Source organism: Streptomyces camelliae, from assembly GCF_027625935.1.
Taxonomy (GTDB): Bacteria; Actinomycetota; Actinomycetes; order Streptomycetales; family Streptomycetaceae; genus Streptomyces; species Streptomyces camelliae.
Map to the genome: position 1 here is coordinate 7,739,394 of NZ_CP115300.1, position 16,078 is coordinate 7,755,471.

17 protein-coding genes are annotated in these 16,078 nt (G+C 72.8%); 8 read left to right on the forward strand and 9 right to left on the reverse strand.

Annotation, left to right across the window (positions count from 1 at the left end; all coding sequences use genetic code 11):
• Positions 1-3: 3 nt before the first annotated feature.
• Entirely contained in the window at positions 4-834 is an 831-nt protein-coding gene (locus tag O1G22_RS35470) for an alpha/beta fold hydrolase (RefSeq protein ID WP_270085034.1), read from the reverse strand.
• 131 nt (positions 835-965) lie between these two features.
• The gene (locus O1G22_RS35475; protein ID WP_270085035.1) at positions 966-1,619 is read right to left on the reverse strand and encodes an NADPH-dependent F420 reductase; all 654 of its coding nucleotides are present in this window, start codon (positions 1,617-1,619) and stop codon (positions 966-968) included.
• A 203-nt stretch (positions 1,620-1,822) separates the two neighbouring features.
• Between O1G22_RS35475 and O1G22_RS35480 the strand changes: the two genes are divergently transcribed.
• Together O1G22_RS35480 and O1G22_RS35485 are read left to right on the forward strand one after the other, a co-directional pair.
• Positions 1,823-2,707 (forward strand): RNA polymerase sigma-70 factor, encoded by an 885-nt coding sequence (locus tag O1G22_RS35480; RefSeq protein ID WP_270085036.1) that lies wholly within the window; start codon positions 1,823-1,825, stop codon positions 2,705-2,707.
• Between the two features lie 142 nt (positions 2,708-2,849).
• On the forward strand, positions 2,850-3,611 hold the full coding sequence (locus tag O1G22_RS35485; protein ID WP_270085037.1) for a GntR family transcriptional regulator: 762 nt from the start codon (positions 2,850-2,852) through the stop codon (positions 3,609-3,611).
• Positions 3,612-3,798: 187 nt separating this feature from the next.
• Here the strand turns inward: O1G22_RS35485 and O1G22_RS35490 are convergent, their stop codons facing one another.
• From O1G22_RS35490 to O1G22_RS35500, 3 genes are all read right to left on the reverse strand, one after another.
• Positions 3,799-4,953, reverse strand: a complete 1,155-nt coding sequence (locus O1G22_RS35490) for an ROK family transcriptional regulator (RefSeq protein WP_270085038.1) — start codon at positions 4,951-4,953, stop codon at positions 3,799-3,801.
• 102 nt (positions 4,954-5,055) lie between these two features.
• The gene (locus O1G22_RS35495; protein WP_270085039.1) at positions 5,056-5,712 is read right to left on the reverse strand and encodes a response regulator; all 657 of its coding nucleotides are present in this window, start codon (positions 5,710-5,712) and stop codon (positions 5,056-5,058) included.
• A 14-nt stretch (positions 5,713-5,726) separates the two neighbouring features.
• Positions 5,727-6,884, reverse strand: coding sequence for a sensor histidine kinase (locus O1G22_RS35500; RefSeq protein WP_270086629.1), 1,158 nt, complete (start codon positions 6,882-6,884; stop codon positions 5,727-5,729).
• 117 nt (positions 6,885-7,001) lie between these two features.
• On the opposite strand from O1G22_RS35500, the gene O1G22_RS35505 reads away from it, so the two are divergent.
• From O1G22_RS35505 to O1G22_RS35515, 3 genes are read left to right on the forward strand one after another with little or no spacing between them, the layout of a single operon-like run.
• Complete coding sequence (locus tag O1G22_RS35505) at positions 7,002-7,922, forward strand: ATP-binding cassette domain-containing protein (RefSeq protein ID WP_270085040.1); 921 nt, start codon at positions 7,002-7,004, stop codon at positions 7,920-7,922.
• A gap of 2 nt (positions 7,923-7,924) precedes the next feature.
• Positions 7,925-8,635 carry an ABC transporter permease gene (locus tag O1G22_RS35510; RefSeq protein ID WP_270085041.1) on the forward strand — a complete coding sequence of 237 codons (711 nt, stop codon included), beginning with the start codon at positions 7,925-7,927 and terminating at the stop codon, positions 8,633-8,635.
• Between the two features lie 41 nt (positions 8,636-8,676).
• Positions 8,677-9,120: a hypothetical protein gene (locus tag O1G22_RS35515; RefSeq protein ID WP_270085042.1), complete on the forward strand. Its 444-nt coding sequence runs from the start codon at positions 8,677-8,679 to the stop codon at positions 9,118-9,120.
• Positions 9,121-9,525: 405 nt separating this feature from the next.
• Here O1G22_RS35515 and mug read toward each other — a convergent pair whose 3' ends face one another.
• Both mug and purB read right to left on the reverse strand, forming a co-directional pair.
• Complete coding sequence (mug, locus tag O1G22_RS35520; RefSeq protein ID WP_270085043.1) at positions 9,526-10,023, reverse strand: G/U mismatch-specific DNA glycosylase; 498 nt, start codon at positions 10,021-10,023, stop codon at positions 9,526-9,528.
• A gap of 44 nt (positions 10,024-10,067) precedes the next feature.
• Positions 10,068-11,519 carry an adenylosuccinate lyase gene (gene purB, locus O1G22_RS35525; protein ID WP_270086630.1) on the reverse strand — a complete coding sequence of 484 codons (1,452 nt, stop codon included), beginning with the start codon at positions 11,517-11,519 and terminating at the stop codon, positions 10,068-10,070.
• 655 nt (positions 11,520-12,174) lie between these two features.
• Here purB and O1G22_RS35530 point away from each other — a divergent pair.
• The 3 genes from O1G22_RS35530 to O1G22_RS35540 all read left to right on the forward strand — a co-directional run bounded on the left by O1G22_RS35530 (position 12,175) and on the right by O1G22_RS35540 (position 14,013).
• Positions 12,175-12,348 carry a hypothetical protein gene (locus tag O1G22_RS35530; RefSeq protein ID WP_270085044.1) on the forward strand — a complete coding sequence of 58 codons (174 nt, stop codon included), beginning with the start codon at positions 12,175-12,177 and terminating at the stop codon, positions 12,346-12,348.
• A gap of 364 nt (positions 12,349-12,712) precedes the next feature.
• Complete coding sequence (locus tag O1G22_RS35535) at positions 12,713-13,321, forward strand: hypothetical protein (RefSeq protein WP_270085045.1); 609 nt, start codon at positions 12,713-12,715, stop codon at positions 13,319-13,321.
• Positions 13,321-14,013 carry a hypothetical protein gene (locus O1G22_RS35540; RefSeq protein WP_270085046.1) on the forward strand — a complete coding sequence of 231 codons (693 nt, stop codon included), beginning with the start codon at positions 13,321-13,323 and terminating at the stop codon, positions 14,011-14,013. The genes O1G22_RS35535 and O1G22_RS35540 overlap by 1 nt, the downstream gene beginning before the upstream one ends.
• 650 nt (positions 14,014-14,663) lie before the next feature.
• Here the strand turns inward: O1G22_RS35540 and O1G22_RS35545 are convergent.
• Both O1G22_RS35545 and O1G22_RS35550 read right to left on the reverse strand, forming a co-directional pair.
• A complete protein-coding gene (locus O1G22_RS35545) occupies positions 14,664-15,512 on the reverse strand; it encodes an SGNH/GDSL hydrolase family protein (protein WP_270085047.1) in 849 nt (282 codons plus the stop codon).
• Positions 15,513-15,766: 254 nt separating this feature from the next.
• Positions 15,767-16,045, reverse strand: coding sequence for a hypothetical protein (locus O1G22_RS35550; RefSeq protein WP_270085048.1), 279 nt, complete (start codon positions 16,043-16,045; stop codon positions 15,767-15,769).
• Between the last annotated feature and the right edge of the window lie 33 nt (positions 16,046-16,078).

Sequence of the window (16,078 nt, forward strand, 5' to 3'; positions counted from 1 at the left end):
TGGTCAGCGGCTGCCGTCCAGGATGACCCGGGCTACCAGTGCCGGATCGTCGTTCATCGGGCAGTGGCCGCAGCCGGGCAGCCGCACCAGGCGGGCGTGCGGGATCATCTGCTTGGCGCGCACGCCCTGCCGGCGCACGAGGATCCGGTCCCGGGTGCCCCAGCCCACCGTGACGGGCAGGCCCGACAGCTCGTCGGTGAACCGGACCGCCCGGCCCGCCCGCAGCGTCGCGTCGAACCCGGTGGCGCCCACGAGCGCGAGCGTCTCGGCCACCACGGCCTCGGGCGCGCGGCGCGCGGGCCGGGCGTAGATCGTGCTCGTCAGCGCCGTACGCCCGGCCGCCGTACGCGACAGCCGCTCCACCAGCGGCACCGGCATCCGCTGGGCGACGGCCCGCATCGTGAGCAGCACCGTGAAGGCGTACCGGCGCTCGGCCTCGGTCCAGAATCCGGCGGGGGACAGGGCCGTGACGGACCGTACGAGCTTCTCCCGGCCCAGCTCCAGGGCGAGCAGACCGCCCAGCGAGTTGCCCGCGACGTGTGGGCGGTCCAGCTCCAGCACCTCGAACAGGGTGCCGAGCACGGTGTTGGTGGCGGGCAGGGTGTAGCCGAGGCCGTCCGGCAGGCCCGGCGAGGCGCCGAAGCCCGGCAGGTCCACGGCGATCACCTCCCGCTCGGTGGCGAGGATGTCCACGACCGGGTCCCAGGCCTGCCGGTGGTGGCCGATTCCGTGCAGCAGGACCAGCGGTTCGCCGCGCCCCACGCGCGTGTAGGACACGGTCACGTCCTTCGGGCCGTGCGGACCGGGGACCGGGAAGGAGACGGTGGTGGACATGGGGGTGCTCCTCGTCTGGGTGCTGACGGACGGTCGGGCTGCTGTCGACGGTCTGGGCGGATACCGGCGGACGCCGTAGACAGCTTGTCAGCAATTACTACCGCCCGGTAGCCCCTGGTGACCCCGAGCGATCAACCCGCCCGGCGCACCTCGATGTTGAAGTCCGCACTGCCGGAGTTCCGGAACAGCGTCAGCCACAGCGGCAGATACATCTCCACCGCCCGCGCCGACCGGATCCCGCCCAGGTCCAGCACCCGCGCCGCCGGCCAGCCGAACTCTCCGAGCAGCGCCGTCACCTGCGCCTTGGCCCCGGCGTCGTCACCGCTCACGAAGACGTTGTGCGCGCCCGGCACCCGCCCGGGATCCACCATCACCTGACAGTTGACCGTGTTCAGCGACTTCACCACGCGCGCGTGCGGGAACGCCCGCTGGATCTGCTCGCCCACGCTGTCCGACTCCACCGGGTCCAGGCGAGGCTGCCCGTCCTCGAAGGCCAGCGGATTGGACACGTCCACCAGGACCTTGCCGTCGAGGTGCTCCGCGCCGGCCGCCCGCAGGGCGTCGAGCGCCACCCGGCCGCTCACCGCGTTGATGATCAGCTCGCCCGCCGCGGCCGCCTCCGCGAACGTACCCGCATGGGCCCGGCCCGCCGCAGCGGTGGCCCACTCCTGCGCGACCGGATTGTCCTTGGTGCGCGATCCGAGGGTCACCTCGTGCCCCAGCTCCACCAGCCGGCCCGCCAGCGTACGGCCCACCTCGCCCGTGCCCAGCACCCCGTACCGCATCGGCCACCTCCCGCACACCGGCCGCCGACCCCCGGCGGTCCGCGGTCATTGTGATCCGCACGGGCGCCGGACGGGCCGATTACGGCCGGACGCGCCGCGCGCGTGTCGGCGGGCCGACCGGACGCTCGGGGCGCTCGGGAGGGGGTGCCGCGAGAGGGAGGGGCGGAACCGGCCCCGTGCGGTGCGTGCCCGATGATGGTCCCGTGAGCGCCGACACCGCGACCGACGTCTTCGAAGAACACCGGCCCCTGCTCATGGGGGTCGCCTACCGCATGCTCGGCCGGATCGCCGACGCCGAGGACGTGGTCCAGGACGCCTGGCTGCGCTGGTCCGGCGCCGACCGCGCGGCGGTCCGCGAACCGGCCGCCTACCTCGTGCGCATCGCCACCCGCCTGTCGATCGACCGCCTCCACCAGGTGCGGGCGCGCGGCGAGGCGTACGTCGGTCCATGGCTGCCGGAGCCCTATGTCACCGAGTTCGGCGACACCGCCCCGGACGCCGCCGACCGCGCCCTGCTCGCCGACAGCGTCTCCTTCGCCGTCCTGGTCGTCCTGGAGTCGCTGTCCCCGCTGGAGCGGGCCGTCTTCGTGCTCAGAGAGGCGTTCGGCTACCCGTACGCCGAGATCGCCACGCTGCTCGACCGCGGCGAGCCGGCCGTACGACAGCTCGCCGGGCGGGCGCGCCGGCACGTCGAGGAACGCCGGCCGCGCTACGAGGTCGACCCCGCCCAGCGGCGCGAGATGACCGAGCGTTTCCTGGTTGCGGCCTCGGAGGGCGACCTGGACGGGCTCATGGCGCTGCTCGCCCCCGACGTGCGCCTGGTCGGCGACAGCGGCGGCAAGGCCAAGACACCGAGCCGGATCATGCACACCGCCGACAAGGTCGGCCGTTTCCTGGCCGCCACCGTACCGACGGCCCCGGCGGAGATGTCGTACCGCTTCGTGGAGGCCAACGGCGGCCCGGCCGTCCTGGTCATGCACGGCGACCAGCCCGACAACCTCTTCCAACTGGAGATCGCCGACGGCCGCGTCACGACCGTGTACATCGTCCGCAACCCGGACAAGCTCCGGCACCTCACCGCCCGCTGACACACGGCACCGTCCCCGTCCGAGCCCGTGGATTGGTCTTGACCAAGGGTGACGGCCGCCCTATGGTCGCAGAGAAGTGCAACAACCTTTAATAAACAAGGGCGCTAAAAACCGCCGGACCACGGCTCTTGCGGAGGACAGGGTGGGGACCACGCAGCTGGAATCGGTGCCGGAACCGAAGTACTGGCATCTCAAGACCGTGCTCAGCGAGGCACTGGACTCCGAGTTCTCGGTCGGCGAGATCCTGCCCAACGAGCGTGACCTCGCCGCCCGCTTCGGCGTGGCCCGCGCCACGCTCCGCCAGGCACTCGAACAACTGGAGCTGGAGGGCCGGTTGCAGCGCCGCCGCGGGGTCGGTACGACCGTGGCGCCGCCGCGCGTCGGCGTGGCCGTCGGGACCGAGCAGCACGCCTGGCCGGGCGCCGCCGGGGACGCCTGGCAGACCGTCGACATCGAACGGTCGGCCCCGCCCGCGGCTGTCGCCACGGCCCTGGAGACCGGTGCGGACGAGCCCGTCCACACGGTGCGCCGGACCCGGATGTCCCACGGCCAGCGGGTCGCCACCGAACTGCTCTACATCCCGGCGGCGTCGGTACCCGACCTCACCGCGATCGACACCCCGTCCGGCCCGGCACGCGCGCGTGCGGTGCTGCGCGAACTCCAGCACCTGGCCCTGGAGGGGCAGGACCGCTCCGTCGAACTGGGCTCCGCCCGTGCGGACGACGCCAAGGAACTCGACCGCCTCCCCGGCTCACCCGTCCTGGTCGTCACCACCCGCTTCGTCGCCGAGGGCCGCACCGCCGCCCTGTCCGTCGCGACCTACCGCGCCGACACCTGCCGGCTGACCTTCGGGGACGCGGCGGGCGTGGAGATACACCACGACCCGGAGCGCAGGGCTTCCTGACCACCCGCGCGCCCCAGTTCCGGCTGGGGCGCGGGGATTGCCTCAGCCCGGGCATCTCGGAAGCGCCGGGCGCGGCCAACTCCCCAAGGGGCGCGGGGCTGCATCTGATATGCGGCTCCGCCGCGTGGGCGCGAACGGCCACGACGGCGCCGCGCCGGCACGACGACCCGCACCACCACGGCGAAGCTCAACGCCGCGTCACCGAGCCGTCCACAGCAAACAGCTGCTCCTCCACATGCGCCAAAGCCAAGCGCAGCGCCCCCGTCGCCACAGCAGCCTCGCCCAGCAAGGACAAGGCCACCTGAGGCGGCCGCAGGCAATAGCGGGCCAGTTCGCGGCGCAGCGGCTCCAGGACGCCGTCCAGACCGGCCGCCCAGCCGCCGATCACGACCAGCTCGGGATCGAGCGCCAGCACCAGCGCGGCCACGTCGTGCACAAGCCGCTGGATGAACCGCTCGACAGCCGCCCGCGCCCGCTGGTCGCCCTTGCGGGCCAGCGCGAACACCTCGGCGACCGCCTGCTCGTCCAGCGGGTGCAACGGCTCGTCGGTGGTGGACAGCAGCGTCTCCGGGGTCGCCTCCCGGCCCAGCAGATGCAGCGCGCCGATCTCCCCGGCCGCCCCGCCGTACCCCCGGTGCAGCCGCCCGCCGATCAGCGAACCCGCGCCCGGACTCAGCCCCGCCAGCACGAACACCACGTCGTCGGAGCCGGTCGCCACGCCCTTCCAGTGCTCGGCGACGGCCGCCGCGTTGGCGTCGTTCTCCACCAGCACCGGGCACTTGAAGGATCGGCTCAGCCGCTCGCCCAATTTCAGCCCGGTCCACTCGGGCAGCGCCGTGCCCAGCCGTACCGTGCCGTCGGTCTCCACGATGCCCGGCGTGCCCACGCCGACCGCCCGCAGCGAGCCACGCGCGACGCCGGCCCGGCGCAGCAGTTCGGCGACCGTGCCGCGCAGCCGGTCCAGCCGCTCGTCCGCCGGAGCCGTCTCGTCGACCTCCTTGGCCTGCGCGCCCAGCACCCGCCCGTCCAGGTCGGACAGCAGCGCGGCGACCCGGTGCGGCCCGATCTCCAGGCCCAGCAGATGCCCCGCCTCGGCCCGGAACCGGAACCGGCGCGCGGGCCGCCCCTGACGGCGCGCGGTGCCCTCGTCGGCGGCCGTCTCCACGACCAGCCCGCCCTCGATGAGCCCTTCGACGACGCCCTCGACGGTCGGCCGGGACAGTCCGGTGACCCGGGTGATCTCGGTGAGCGTCGCGCAGTCCGTGGCGCGCAGCGCGTGCAGCACCACCGCGGAATTGATCCTTCGCAGCAGCGAGGGATCGCCGCCGGTCAGCTGCGCCACCGTCCGTCCTTCCAGCTCGCGGGGGGTGTTGGGCGGATCGTACTCGGCCGGACGCACCCCGGCGAGTGCCGGGGGTGCACGCACCAGGGCCGCCGGCACGGCTCAGCCCGGTGCCACGAACCCCGATTCGTAGGCCGCGATTACCGCCTGGGTCCGGTCGCGCGCACCGAGCTTCGCCAGGACACCGCTCACATGCGACTTCACCGTCTCCGTGCCCACGACCAGCCGGGCGGCGATCTCCGCGTTCGACAGGCCGCGCGCCATCAGCCGCAGCACCTCCGCCTCCCGCTCCGTCAGCCGGGCCCGCTCCAGCGCGGCCCGCGCCGGGCGCCCGCCGTCGCCGTACCGGGCGGCGAGGCGCCGTACGGACGCCGGGAAGAGCAGGGACTCGCCCTCCGCCACCAGCCGTACCGCGTGCACGATCTCGGCCGGCCGGGCCCGTTTCAGCAGGAACCCGTCGGCGCCCGCGCGCAGCGCCTCGTACACGTACTCGTCGTCCTCGAAGGTGGTCACCACGAGGATCTTCGGCGGATCGGCCACCGTGCGCAGCACCGCGCGCGTGGCCTCGATCCCGTCCAGCAGCGGCATCCGTACGTCCATGGCGACCACGTCCGGCCGCAGTTGCCGCACCAGCGGGATCACCGCGGCCCCGTCGGCCGCCTCACCCACCACCTCGATGTCGGGCTGCGCCGCCAGTACGGCCCGCAGCCCCGCGCGGACGAGCGGTTCGTCGTCGACGAGGAGTACGGTGACCGGCATCCGGCCAGCGTAGATCACCTCAGCGGCAGCTCCGCCCGCACCTGCCAGTCGCCCTCGTCCGGGCCGGTACGGGCGCTGCCCCCGAGGAGGGCGGCCCGCTCGCGTATGCCGCGCAGGCCGCTGCCCCGGCCGGGGCCGGGTATCGGGGCCGGCAGCGGATTGCGGACCTCCAGGGCCAGCAGGCCGTCGCTCACCGCGACCCGGACCCGCACGGGCACGGCTCCCGCGTGCCGCAGCACATTGGTGAGCGCCTCCTGCAGGATGCGGTATCCCTCCCGGGACACCGGCCCCGGCAGGGCCGCGAGCGGACCGGTCACCTCGGCGTCGACCTTCGCCCCGGAGGCGCGCGCCGACTCCAGCAGCCGGCCGGCATCGGCCAGGGTCGGCCGGGCGCTCACCGGCCGCTCGCTCTCCCGCAGCACGCCCAGCACCCGCTCCAGGTCCTCCAGGGCCGCCCGGCCGGTCTCCTCGATGGCGTCCAGCGCGCGCTCGGTGAACCCCGGATCGCCCGCCGCCCGTGCCGCTCCGGCCTGCACCACCGCCACCGTCAGGGCGTGCCCGATCGAGTCGTGCAACTCCCGGGCGATACGCGTGCGTTCCAGCAGCTGCTCGGTGCGCTCCTCCAGCGCTGCCAGCCGCTCGGCCGCCGACGGCCCCAGCAGGCGGCGCGCGCAGGCCGTGATCAGCTCGCCGAGCCCGACGACCGCGCCGTACAGGGCAAGCAGAGGAAGCGGCGTGAGCAGGGCCCAGGCGGGGTGCGGCGGCAGGGCGTCCAGCAGCGGCAACTCGGGCGACGGCGCATGACCCCAGGCGCAGCGGGCCAGTTCGAAGGCGGTGGCCGGCAGCCACACCGTGGCGAACATCGCCACCGCGCCCAGGAGCATCCGCAGTTCCAGCCACAGCACTGTGCGCAGCCGGTCCCGCCAGGTCGCCGACGGTGCCTCGGAGATGCCCGGCTCCGCCTCGCCCGGCGTGAGCAGCAGCCGCGCCTGCACGCCCTCGCCGTGCCGCACCGCGGGCAGCAGGCCGACCGGGGCGAGGACCAGCGCGGGCACCCAGGGAGTCGACATGTCGATGAAGAGCCACACGCTGACGATCAGCATCGGCACCCACAGATGCAGCAGGCGCGTGTACGTCGTCCCGCGCAGCAGCGGGCGCAGGAAGCGGACCATGTGGACCATGCGGACATCGTCGCAGCCGGCACTGACAACGGGCCTCCCCCGCACGGGGGAGAGGATCTCCACCGGCGGGGGAGGCCCCGGCGTCCCCCGCACGGCAAGGCTGATGCCATGACCAGCATCGACGTACGCGACCTCACCAAGGAGTACGGCGGACGGCGGGCCGTGGACCGGCTCGGCTTCAGCGTGCGCCCCGGCCGCGTGACCGGCTTCCTCGGCCCCAACGGCGCCGGCAAGTCCACCACCATGCGCCTCGTCCTCGGCCTCGACCGGCCCACCTCGGGCACCGCCACGATCGGCGGCCGGGCCTACGCCGGACTGCGGGAACCCCTGCGCACGGTGGGCGCGTTGCTCGACGCACGCGCCGCGCACGGCTCCCGCACCGCCCGCGACCATCTGCGCGCCCTGGCCACGAGCAACCGCATCCCGGACCGCCGTGTCGACGCCGTGCTGGAGCAGACCGGGCTGGCCACGGTGGCGGGGCGCCGAGTACGGACGTACTCCCTCGGCATGCGCCAGCGGCTCGGCATCGCCGCCGCCCTGCTCGGGGATCCCGAGGTGATCCTGCTCGACGAGCCCGCCAACGGCCTGGACCCCGAGGGCATCGTGTGGATCCGGACGCTGCTGCGCCGACTCGCGGCCGAGGGCCGTACGATCCTGGTCTCCAGCCATCTGATGGGCGAGACCGCCGCCTTCGCCGACCACCTCGTGATCCTCGGCCGGGGCCGGCTGCTGGCCGACACACCGGTCCAGGACTTCATCCACGCGCGCGTACGGCCCCACGTCCGCGTCCGCACCACCGACCCCGCCGCGCTGGACGACCTTCTCGCCCGCCACGGCCTCGACGCCGCCCGGGACGCGGACGGGACCCGGACCGTGCGGCACGCGCGCGTGGACGACCTCGGCCGGCTCCTGGCCGAGGCCGGCATCCCCGTCCTGGAACTCGCCGCACAGGAGGCCACCCTGGAGGAGGCCTACCTCGATCTGACCGCGGCCGAGGCCGAGTTCACCGCACTGTCCCAGGAGGCCTGACCATGCCGTTCGCACCCGTGCTGCACGCCGAGTGGATCAAGACCCGTACCCTGCCCTCGCTCCTCGGCGCTCTGGCCGCGATCCTCCTCGTCACCACCGCGTTCTCGGCCGTCGGAGCGGCAGGTGACGCCGACCCGGACCCGCTGTACTCGGTGTTCTTCGGCGTGAACCTCGGCCAGATCGCCGCGATCGCCTTCGGGACGACGGCCGTCGCGACGGAGTTCCGGGGCGGCGCGCTGCGGCTGACACTGTCGGCGGTGCCCGGCCGGCGGCGGTGGTTCGCCGCCAAGGCCACGGCGATCGCCATGCCCGTGCTGGCAGCAGGCCTCCTGACCGGGCTGGTCACCCTGCTCGTCGGCAAAGCGGTTCTCGGCGCCTCCGGGCCCTCGTGGACCGAGGGGCTGCGCGGCGCCGCCGGCTGCTGCCTCCAGCTGACGCTGATGGCGCTGTTCGCAGCCGGACTCGCGGCCCTGCTGCGCAGCGGTGTGGCCACGTTGTCCGTCCTGATCCCGTTCGTGCTGATCGTGTCCTTCGTCGTCGGCGACCTGTCCGCCGGCGTCGCCGACTTCCTGCCCGACCGCGCCGGTCAAGTGGCCCTGCACAGCACCTGGGACGGCGCCCTCGGCCCGTGGACCGGGCTCGCGGTGACCGCGCTGTGGGCGACGGCCGCGCTGCTCGCGGGCGCCTGGCGCCTCGACCGAGGGGACGCCTGACGGCCCGCCAATTGTCAGTGCCGCCCGCTTTACTGGAGCACATGGACATCGCGGAGTGCCTGACCGTCATCGAGTCGCTGTGCGCGGGGGAGTCCCCGCCGCAGGACGGCCGCGCGGAGCCGGTTCCGGCAGGCGCCGGTCACCGGACCGTGGAGTTAGCGACGAGCCATGGGACAGCGCTGGGCGACGCGGGGGAGCGGCAGCGGGCCGCGGAGGACCTGCAGGCGTACCGGGAGGCCATAGCGGAGCGGCTGCACGAGCGCTGGGGCCGGCAGGCTCCCTGGGGTCAGCTGACGGTGCGGTTGCGCGCGGGCCGGGGCGAGGAGATACCGGAGCCCTGGGCCGGCCTCAGCCTGCTCACCGACGAACTGGACGTGTGGCAGGCGACGGGGACCGGCCGCTGGGTCGCCCTCGGCGTCGCCGACCGGGACGACGCGGACGAGATTCGCCTCCTGGCCACGGTCACGGAGACCCCTCCGCCGTGACCGCCGGCCGCGCGGTGCCGGCAGCGGGTCCGGCTCCTTCGCCCGGCCACCGTCGAGCAGTCCCCGACCGTGACGCTGGGCCTGCGGCCGTGACACTGGGCCCGTGACCGTGACGCTGGGTATCCGGCCGTGACCTCTGGGTCCGCGGCTGTGGGGCTTGGCCTGCGCGGCCGTGATGCTGGGCCTGCGCGGCCGTGATGCTGGGCCTGGGGCCAGGACGCTGGGCGCGTGGCCGTGACGCTGGGTCTCCAGCCGTGACCGTTGGGCCCGTGACCGTGACGCTGGGTCTCCAGTCGTGACCTCTGGGTCCGCGGCTGTGGGGCTTGGCCTGCGCGGCCGTGATGCTGGGCCTGGGGCCAGGACGCTGGGCGCGTGGCCGTGACGCTGGGCCCGCGACCGTGACCGTCAGGCGCGTGCGGCGGCCCGCAGCCGGGCGAACTCCTCCGCCATGGTCTGCGCCGTCCAGTGCGCGTTCAGCCCGCTCGGATTGGGCAGCACCCACACCCGGGTCTCCCCGAACGTCCGCTCCTGCGGTCCCACTTGAGCCGTGCGCTCACCGAAGGCCGCCCGGTACGCGGTCACCCCGACCACGGCCAGCCACCTCGGCGCCAGCCGCGCCACCTTCGCGGTGAGCAGCCGCCCGCCCTCGACGTACTCCTCGGCGGTCAGCTCGTCTGCCCGCGCGGTCGCCCGCGCCACCACGTTCGTGATGCCCAGCCCGTACGACAGCAGCTCGCCCTGCTCCGCCGGCTTCAGCAGCCTCGGCGTGAAGCCGGACAGGTGCAGCACCGGCCAGAAGCGGTTGCCCGGGCGGGCGAAATGGTGACCGGTCGCCGCCGTGAGCAAGCCTGGGTTGATGCCACAGAAGAGGATGTCGAGGCCGTCCGCGACGACGTCCGGCACGAGACGGTCGCGGGCGGCCTCCAGTTCCTCCCGGCTGAAGCGGGTCAGAGGATCGCCCCGGGGGTGTATCCGGCCGCCTCCGGGTGCTGCTTCACGATCTCCTCGATCCGGCCGACGACGACACCGACCTGGTCGGCGGCGGCACCGGTGAAGGACAGCTTGTCGGCCATCAGCGCCGAGAGCTGCTCACGGTCGAGCGGAAGACGGCCGTCGGCGGCGAGCTTGTCGAGCAGGTCGTTGCGCTCGGCGCCCTGCTCGCGCATCGCGAGCGCGGTGGCGACGGCGTTCTCCTTGATCGCCTCGTGCGCGACCTCACGACCGACCCCGGCGCGCACGGCGCCCATGAGCACCTTGGTGGTGGCGAGGAACGGCAGGTAGCGGTCCAGCTCACGGGCGATGACCGCCGGGAAGGCGCCGAACTCGTCCAGGACCGTCAGGAAGGTCTCCAGCAGGCCGTCGAGGGCGAAGAACGCGTCCGGCAGCGCGACCCGGCGCACCACCGAGCAGGACACGTCGCCCTCGTTCCACTGGTCGCCCGCCAGCTCGCCGGTCATCGAGGCGTAGCCGCGCAGGATGACCATCAGGCCGTTGACGCGCTCGCAGGAGCGGGTGTTCATCTTGTGCGGCATGGCCGAGGAGCCGACCTGGCCCGGCTTGAAGCCCTCGGTGACCAGCTCGTGCCCGGCCATCAGCCGGATCGTCTTGGCCAGCGAGGACGGCGCCGCCGCCAGCTGCACCAGGGCGGTGACGACCTCGTAGTCCAGCGAGCGCGGGTAGACCTGGCCGACCGAGGTGAACGCCTGCGCGAAGCCCAGGTGCCCGGCGATCCGGTTCTCCAGCTCGGCGAGCTTCGCCGCGTCGCCGCCCAGCAGGTCCAGCATGTCCTGCGCGGTGCCGACCGGGCCCTTGATGCCGCGCAGCGGGTAGCGGCCGAGCAGCTCCTCGACGCGGCCGTAGGCGACGAGCAGCTCGTCGGCGGCGGTGGCGAAACGCTTGCCGAGGGTGGTGGCCTGCGCGGCCACGTTGTGCGAGCGGCCGGCCATGACCAGCTCGGCGTACTCGCCGGCCAGCTTGCCGAGGCGCGCGAGGACCGCCACCGTACGGTCGCGCATCAGCTCCAGCGAGAGCCGGATCTGCAGCTGCTCCACGTTCTCGGTGAGGTCACGGGAGGTCATGCCCTTGTGCACGTGCTCGTGCCCGGCGAGGTCGTTGAACTCCTCGATCCGCGCCTTCACATCGTGCCGGGTGACTTTCTCGCGCTCGGAGATCGAGGCCAGGTCGACGGTGTCGAGGACGCGCTCGTAGTCGGCGATCGCCTCGTCCGGCACCTCGATGCCGAGGTCCTTCTGGGCCCGCAGCACGGCGAGCCAGAGCTGCCGCTCCAGCTTCACCTTCTGTTCGGGGGACCAGAGCGTGGCGAGCTCGGCGGAGGCGTAGCGTCCGGCGAGGACGTTCGGGATGCGGGGCTTGGCGGGCGCGGCAGAAGTCACGTGTATGGATTCTACTGGTGGTTTGTGCAGGCCAGCGCCAGGCCCCGGTTCGGCGGAAGCTACGAGAGGCCCGTCACGTCGTGCGCGGAGGCTACGCCTGGCCCTCGTACGGCAGCAGCTTCGGGCGCTTGTCCGGGCGGCCATCGCCGGGTGGCACGATAGCGAACCGGCGAACGTCGTCGACCAGGCTCTTTTCGTGTGATGTTGCCGGCGTGTCGAATGGGCCTCGGTGTCAAGACGATCGAGGCTGTGCCGTTTCCCCAGGCACTCGTTCCGCGGCCCTTGGCGTTGCCTACCGGCAGCAACCGGGACGGCATCGGGTCTCGCTCTCGCTCCTCCTGTCGTGTACGACGTCGAATGGACCGGAACCGGGCGGGATGCGTCGCGAGCCACCGTCCACCACGCCCCGATCCGCAACGGCTCGTGGGCCCGTAAGTGCAGCAGCCCCGGCGCACGTACAAGGGGTGGCAGCACGAGACGCCGATGCACCTACGGCCGCGGCGGCCCTGCCTCGCGGCACCGGCCGGCTGCCCACGCCACCTTGCGTACGCCATCTTCCCGAAACGTTTGACCCAACAGGATTTGAACATGTTCAAATGGCAGTCCGGGAGTCGAGAGGGAACTGCCGTCATCCGCGCGGCAGATCTCACGAGGAGGCACGGTGGGTTCGGGCGCGGTGGTCATCGCATACGCCTTCCTGATCTACACAATCCTGATGGCGCTGTTCTGCGTCTTCATCGGGTCCAGGACCTCCTGGAGGATGGGCTGGCTCATATCAGTTCCAGTGATCTTCGCGCCCTGGGGTTTGGTGCTGATGGGGTTCGCCGTCTACTGACCGGTCCCGGCGGCCGGGACTGGGACGGCGCCGACCTACGGTGGGGCAGTAGGTGTGTCATCTCATCGCACGCCGCGCTCGGCGGCCGACCGCCCCTCGGCCGGATCGCCGGAAGCGACTACCGGATCGTCTCCGACCAGCCACCCGAACCACTCGCGGACATCCCGCAGCGGCTCACCTGCGAGGACTTCGCGTAACCAAGGTCCCGAGACACCACATTTAGAGGTCATTCGGCATGCCAGGGCCGGTGCCCGGTGCACCAGGCATGCCACATCGCTCGGATCGCAGGTGCTCATCGAGAGCGACGACTGTAGTCACGGACCCCGCTCTTCAGCCTGACGACCCCGTTCGTCACACTGACGCCGTGCCTCGAATAGCCACCGCCACCTCGTCCCGGCAGGTCCGCCGGCTGACCACGATGGCGTTTTTCGGTCCGCCGATGATCGTCGGGCTGTCGTTGCTGGCCGCCAATCCGGACTGGAGCGGGCTCGGACTGGTGCTCGGGACCTTCGCGCTGATCGCGACTCTCTCGCTGATGATCACCGCAGCGCCGAACGGGTGGTTGATCGTCGGCGGGGTGATCGTGGGGATCGCCGCGCTGTCCGGGCCGGGGCCGGTGCTGCAGGCAGAGGTGATGGCGCACCAAGGGCAGCGGGTGGAGGTGCGGGTCACCTCGGTGAAGACGTACCAGGGCAAGCACGGGCCGGAATACACCTGCCTTCTGGGGCGGGTGGACGGCAAGCCGCTCAAGCACGCCGAGCTGGGCAACGACTCCTGCGACGGGCCGATGGAGGTCGGGCAGACCGAGGACGTGCTCGTCGACCCGCACGGCTGGACGGCGCCGGAGCTGGCCGAGACGGACTACAGCGGGATCGACATCGCCGCGTGGGCCCTGCCGGTGGTACTGGTGCTCTTCGAGCTGCTGGTCTGGCTGTCCCGGCGGGTCGGGCTGCGCCGGTTCGAGGGCCGCTGATGGCGCCCGGGTCGCGGAAGAACGTGGCCTGGCCGCCGCACGTGGTGCGCCGGCTCGCCCGCACAGCCGCGCTCGTCCCCCTGCTGATGGTGGGCATCGGCGTGCTCGGCACCAGCCCGGACTGGTTTCCGGCGGCGCTGATCCTCGGAGTGCTGACCGTGGCCCTCGCGATCGCGGTGCTGATGGCGACCGCGACCAAGGGGTGGGTGTTCTTCGCCGGGCTGATCATCGGACTGGCCGTCGAGCTCGGCTCTGGGCTGGTCTTCCAGGCCGCGCTGATGCAGAGCCAGGGGCAGCGTACCGAGGTGCGGATCACCTCGGTGTACACCACCAAGGGCAAGACCGGCCCGATCTACCACTGCAGGCTGAAGCGGACCGACGGCAGGCCGATGGCCCACGCCGACATCGTCGGCATGGGCTGCAACGGCACGGAGGACGCGGGCACCACCGAGGACCTGCTGGTCGACCCGAGCGGCTGGCTGGCCCCGCAGCCCGCCGATGCCGACTTCAGCTCCCTCCCCGTCGGCGTCGTGGGAGTCGGCGTCGCGATCGGGTTGTGGGAGCTGACTGTCTGGCAGACTCGCCGGATCGGCCTGCGTGAGGCCGCGGCGAACCCGACGGCGCCCGGCCGGCCGAGCCGTGCCAAGCCGAGCGCCGACAACCGGAGCAAGAAGAAGCGCAAGCGGCGCTAGTGCTGGAGTCCGCCCTGGAGGGCGAGAGATAGCTGCCCTCGACGGCCGACTTCAGAATCTTGACGCGCTTCGGGCAGAACCGGGAGATGCCGTCCTCGATCACCATCTCCGCGTCGTCCTTCGCCAGCTCCTTTGTCGCCGGCCACTGCGCCGGCGTTTTCCCTTCCCTCTCCTGCGCGCCCAGCAGCCCGCAGTACCGCTTCATCGCGTCCGCGGCCGTCGCCGTGTCCTGCCCGTCGAGGTGGAACGACGTGCCCAACGCCATCGCGTCGAAGTCCTCCTCCGGCGTCGACCTGACAAAGCGACGTGGTATCAGGGCGTCGACGCCGGCTCCATCGAGTACCCGAGCCACCAGTACTGAGCGCGGAACCGGCCTGCCTACCCCTCATCGGCCTCCTGGCCGGCGGCTTCGTTGTCCTCGCGGGCTACCTGTGCGCCCTGCCGACCTGGATGTCCTCCTCGCGCATCCTGCCGGCCCATTGCTGAAACCTGGCCACGATGGACCCGTAAACCACCCCCACGCTCACAAGCCCGGGCGTGGCCCGGTGGTGGGCCGGGCTGACACGCACCCCACCCGGACCCCCACCAGCCCCCATCCACTACCTCGGGGGCAGGTCACCCCTGCACGCCTTGACAAACCGCCCTACATATCAGGGCCCCACCCGTCGCCAGTCCGTCACAGGGCCGGGGTTTGTGTGGTCCGCGGGGGTGACCCAGAAGGCTTTGCCCAGCTCAGCGCTAAAGTGGGCGCCTGTCCGGCCGTCTCCGGAGGAGCGGCCGGTCAGGCGGCGGCCGATCCAGGGCAGCAGATGCTGCCGGGCGAACCGGGCGTCCGCGACCCGGCGCGTGACCCAGCCGGGCGGGGGTGTGGCCGCCATCGGCACCCGCCACTCGGTGTCCTCCGGCTCGTACCCGAGCGTCTGCCACACCGCCTCGGCGACCCTGCGGTGCCCCTCCGCCGTCAGATGCAGCCGGTCCACGTCCCACAGCCGGGGATCGCCCAGCGCGGGCGCGCCGTACAGGTCGACGACGACCGCGCCGTGCTTCGCGGCCAGCTCCTCCACACAGGCGAACAGCTCCTCCATACGCGGCCGGAAGCGCTCCAGCACCGGGCCCTGGCGGCCGGGGCTGCGCATCAGCACGAGCTGCCGGCAGGACGGTGCGAGGCGTTCCACGGCCTCGGTCAGCAGGCCCTTCACCCGGCCCATGTCGCACTTGGGCCGCAGGGTGTCGTTGAGGCCGCCGACCAGCGTGACCACGTCGGCGTTCATGGCCGCCGCCCGGTCCACCTGCTCGTCGACGATCTGCCCGATCAGCTTGCCGCGCACGGCCAGGTTGGCGTACCGGAAGCTCGGTGTCCGGGCGGCCATCCGCGCGGCGAGCACATCGGCCCAGCCCCGGTAGGAACCGTCGGGCAGCAGGTCCGACATGCCCTCGGTGAAGGAGTCGCCGACCGCGACCAGGCTGCTGTATGGCGGAGATGCGGGATTCGTCTGCATGGCGTCAGCGATGCTATCCCGCCGCCATACCCGCCGGTCGGTCACCCCCGGAAACCAGCCCGGGCCCGAGCCGACCGGGCCGACCGGGCCGACGGGACCGGGCGGATCGAGCGGGGGCGAATCGGACCGGCCAGGCACCGGGGGCTTGAATCCTGCGGGACCGAGGACCGAGGACCGAGGACCGGGGACCAGGGCCCGGGGGCCGACGCAGGCCGGATCGGACCGGGTCAGGGCCGACCGGCCGATCCCGCACGTCAGACCTGGTCGGTGCCGCTCGCCGGGTCCGGTGCTGTGCCCTCCTGCTGGGTCCAGCCGTATCGGCCTGCCGGGGCCAGAGTCGTACCCGCCCGCCGGGTCCAGCCGTATCCGTGCGCCAGGGCCACAGTCCTGGCCGGTCCTGTCCGCCAGGCCCGGCTGGTGCTGCTCGCCGGGTCCGGTGCTGTGCCCTCCTGCTGGGTCCAGCCGTATCGGCCTGCCGGGGCCAGAGTCGTACCCGCCCGCCGGGTCCAGCCGTATCCGTGCGCCAGGGCCACAGTCCTGGCCGGTCCTGTCCGCCAGGCCCGGCT

Bases quoted from the DNA above. Each gene is read 5' to 3' on its own strand.
- O1G22_RS35470 (WP_270085034.1), bottom strand. From the start codon at position 834: ATGTCCACCACCGTCTCCTTCCCGGTCCCCGGTCCGCACGGCCCGAAG.
- O1G22_RS35475 (WP_270085035.1), bottom strand. From the start codon at position 1,619: ATGCGGTACGGGGTGCTGGGCACGGGCGAGGTGGGCCGTACGCTGGCG.
- O1G22_RS35495 (WP_270085039.1), bottom strand. From the start codon at position 5,712: ATGCCGGTCACCGTACTCCTCGTCGACGACGAACCGCTCGTCCGCGCG.
- O1G22_RS35500 (WP_270086629.1), bottom strand. From the start codon at position 6,884: ATGGTCCGCTTCCTGCGCCCGCTGCTGCGCGGGACGACGTACACGCGC.
- O1G22_RS35505 (WP_270085040.1), top strand. From the start codon at position 7,002: ATGACCAGCATCGACGTACGCGACCTCACCAAGGAGTACGGCGGACGG.
- O1G22_RS35510 (WP_270085041.1), top strand. From the start codon at position 7,925: ATGCCGTTCGCACCCGTGCTGCACGCCGAGTGGATCAAGACCCGTACC.
- O1G22_RS35515 (WP_270085042.1), top strand. From the start codon at position 8,677: ATGGACATCGCGGAGTGCCTGACCGTCATCGAGTCGCTGTGCGCGGGG.
- O1G22_RS35540 (WP_270085046.1), top strand. From the start codon at position 13,321: ATGGCGCCCGGGTCGCGGAAGAACGTGGCCTGGCCGCCGCACGTGGTG.
- O1G22_RS35545 (WP_270085047.1), bottom strand. From the start codon at position 15,512: ATGCAGACGAATCCCGCATCTCCGCCATACAGCAGCCTGGTCGCGGTC.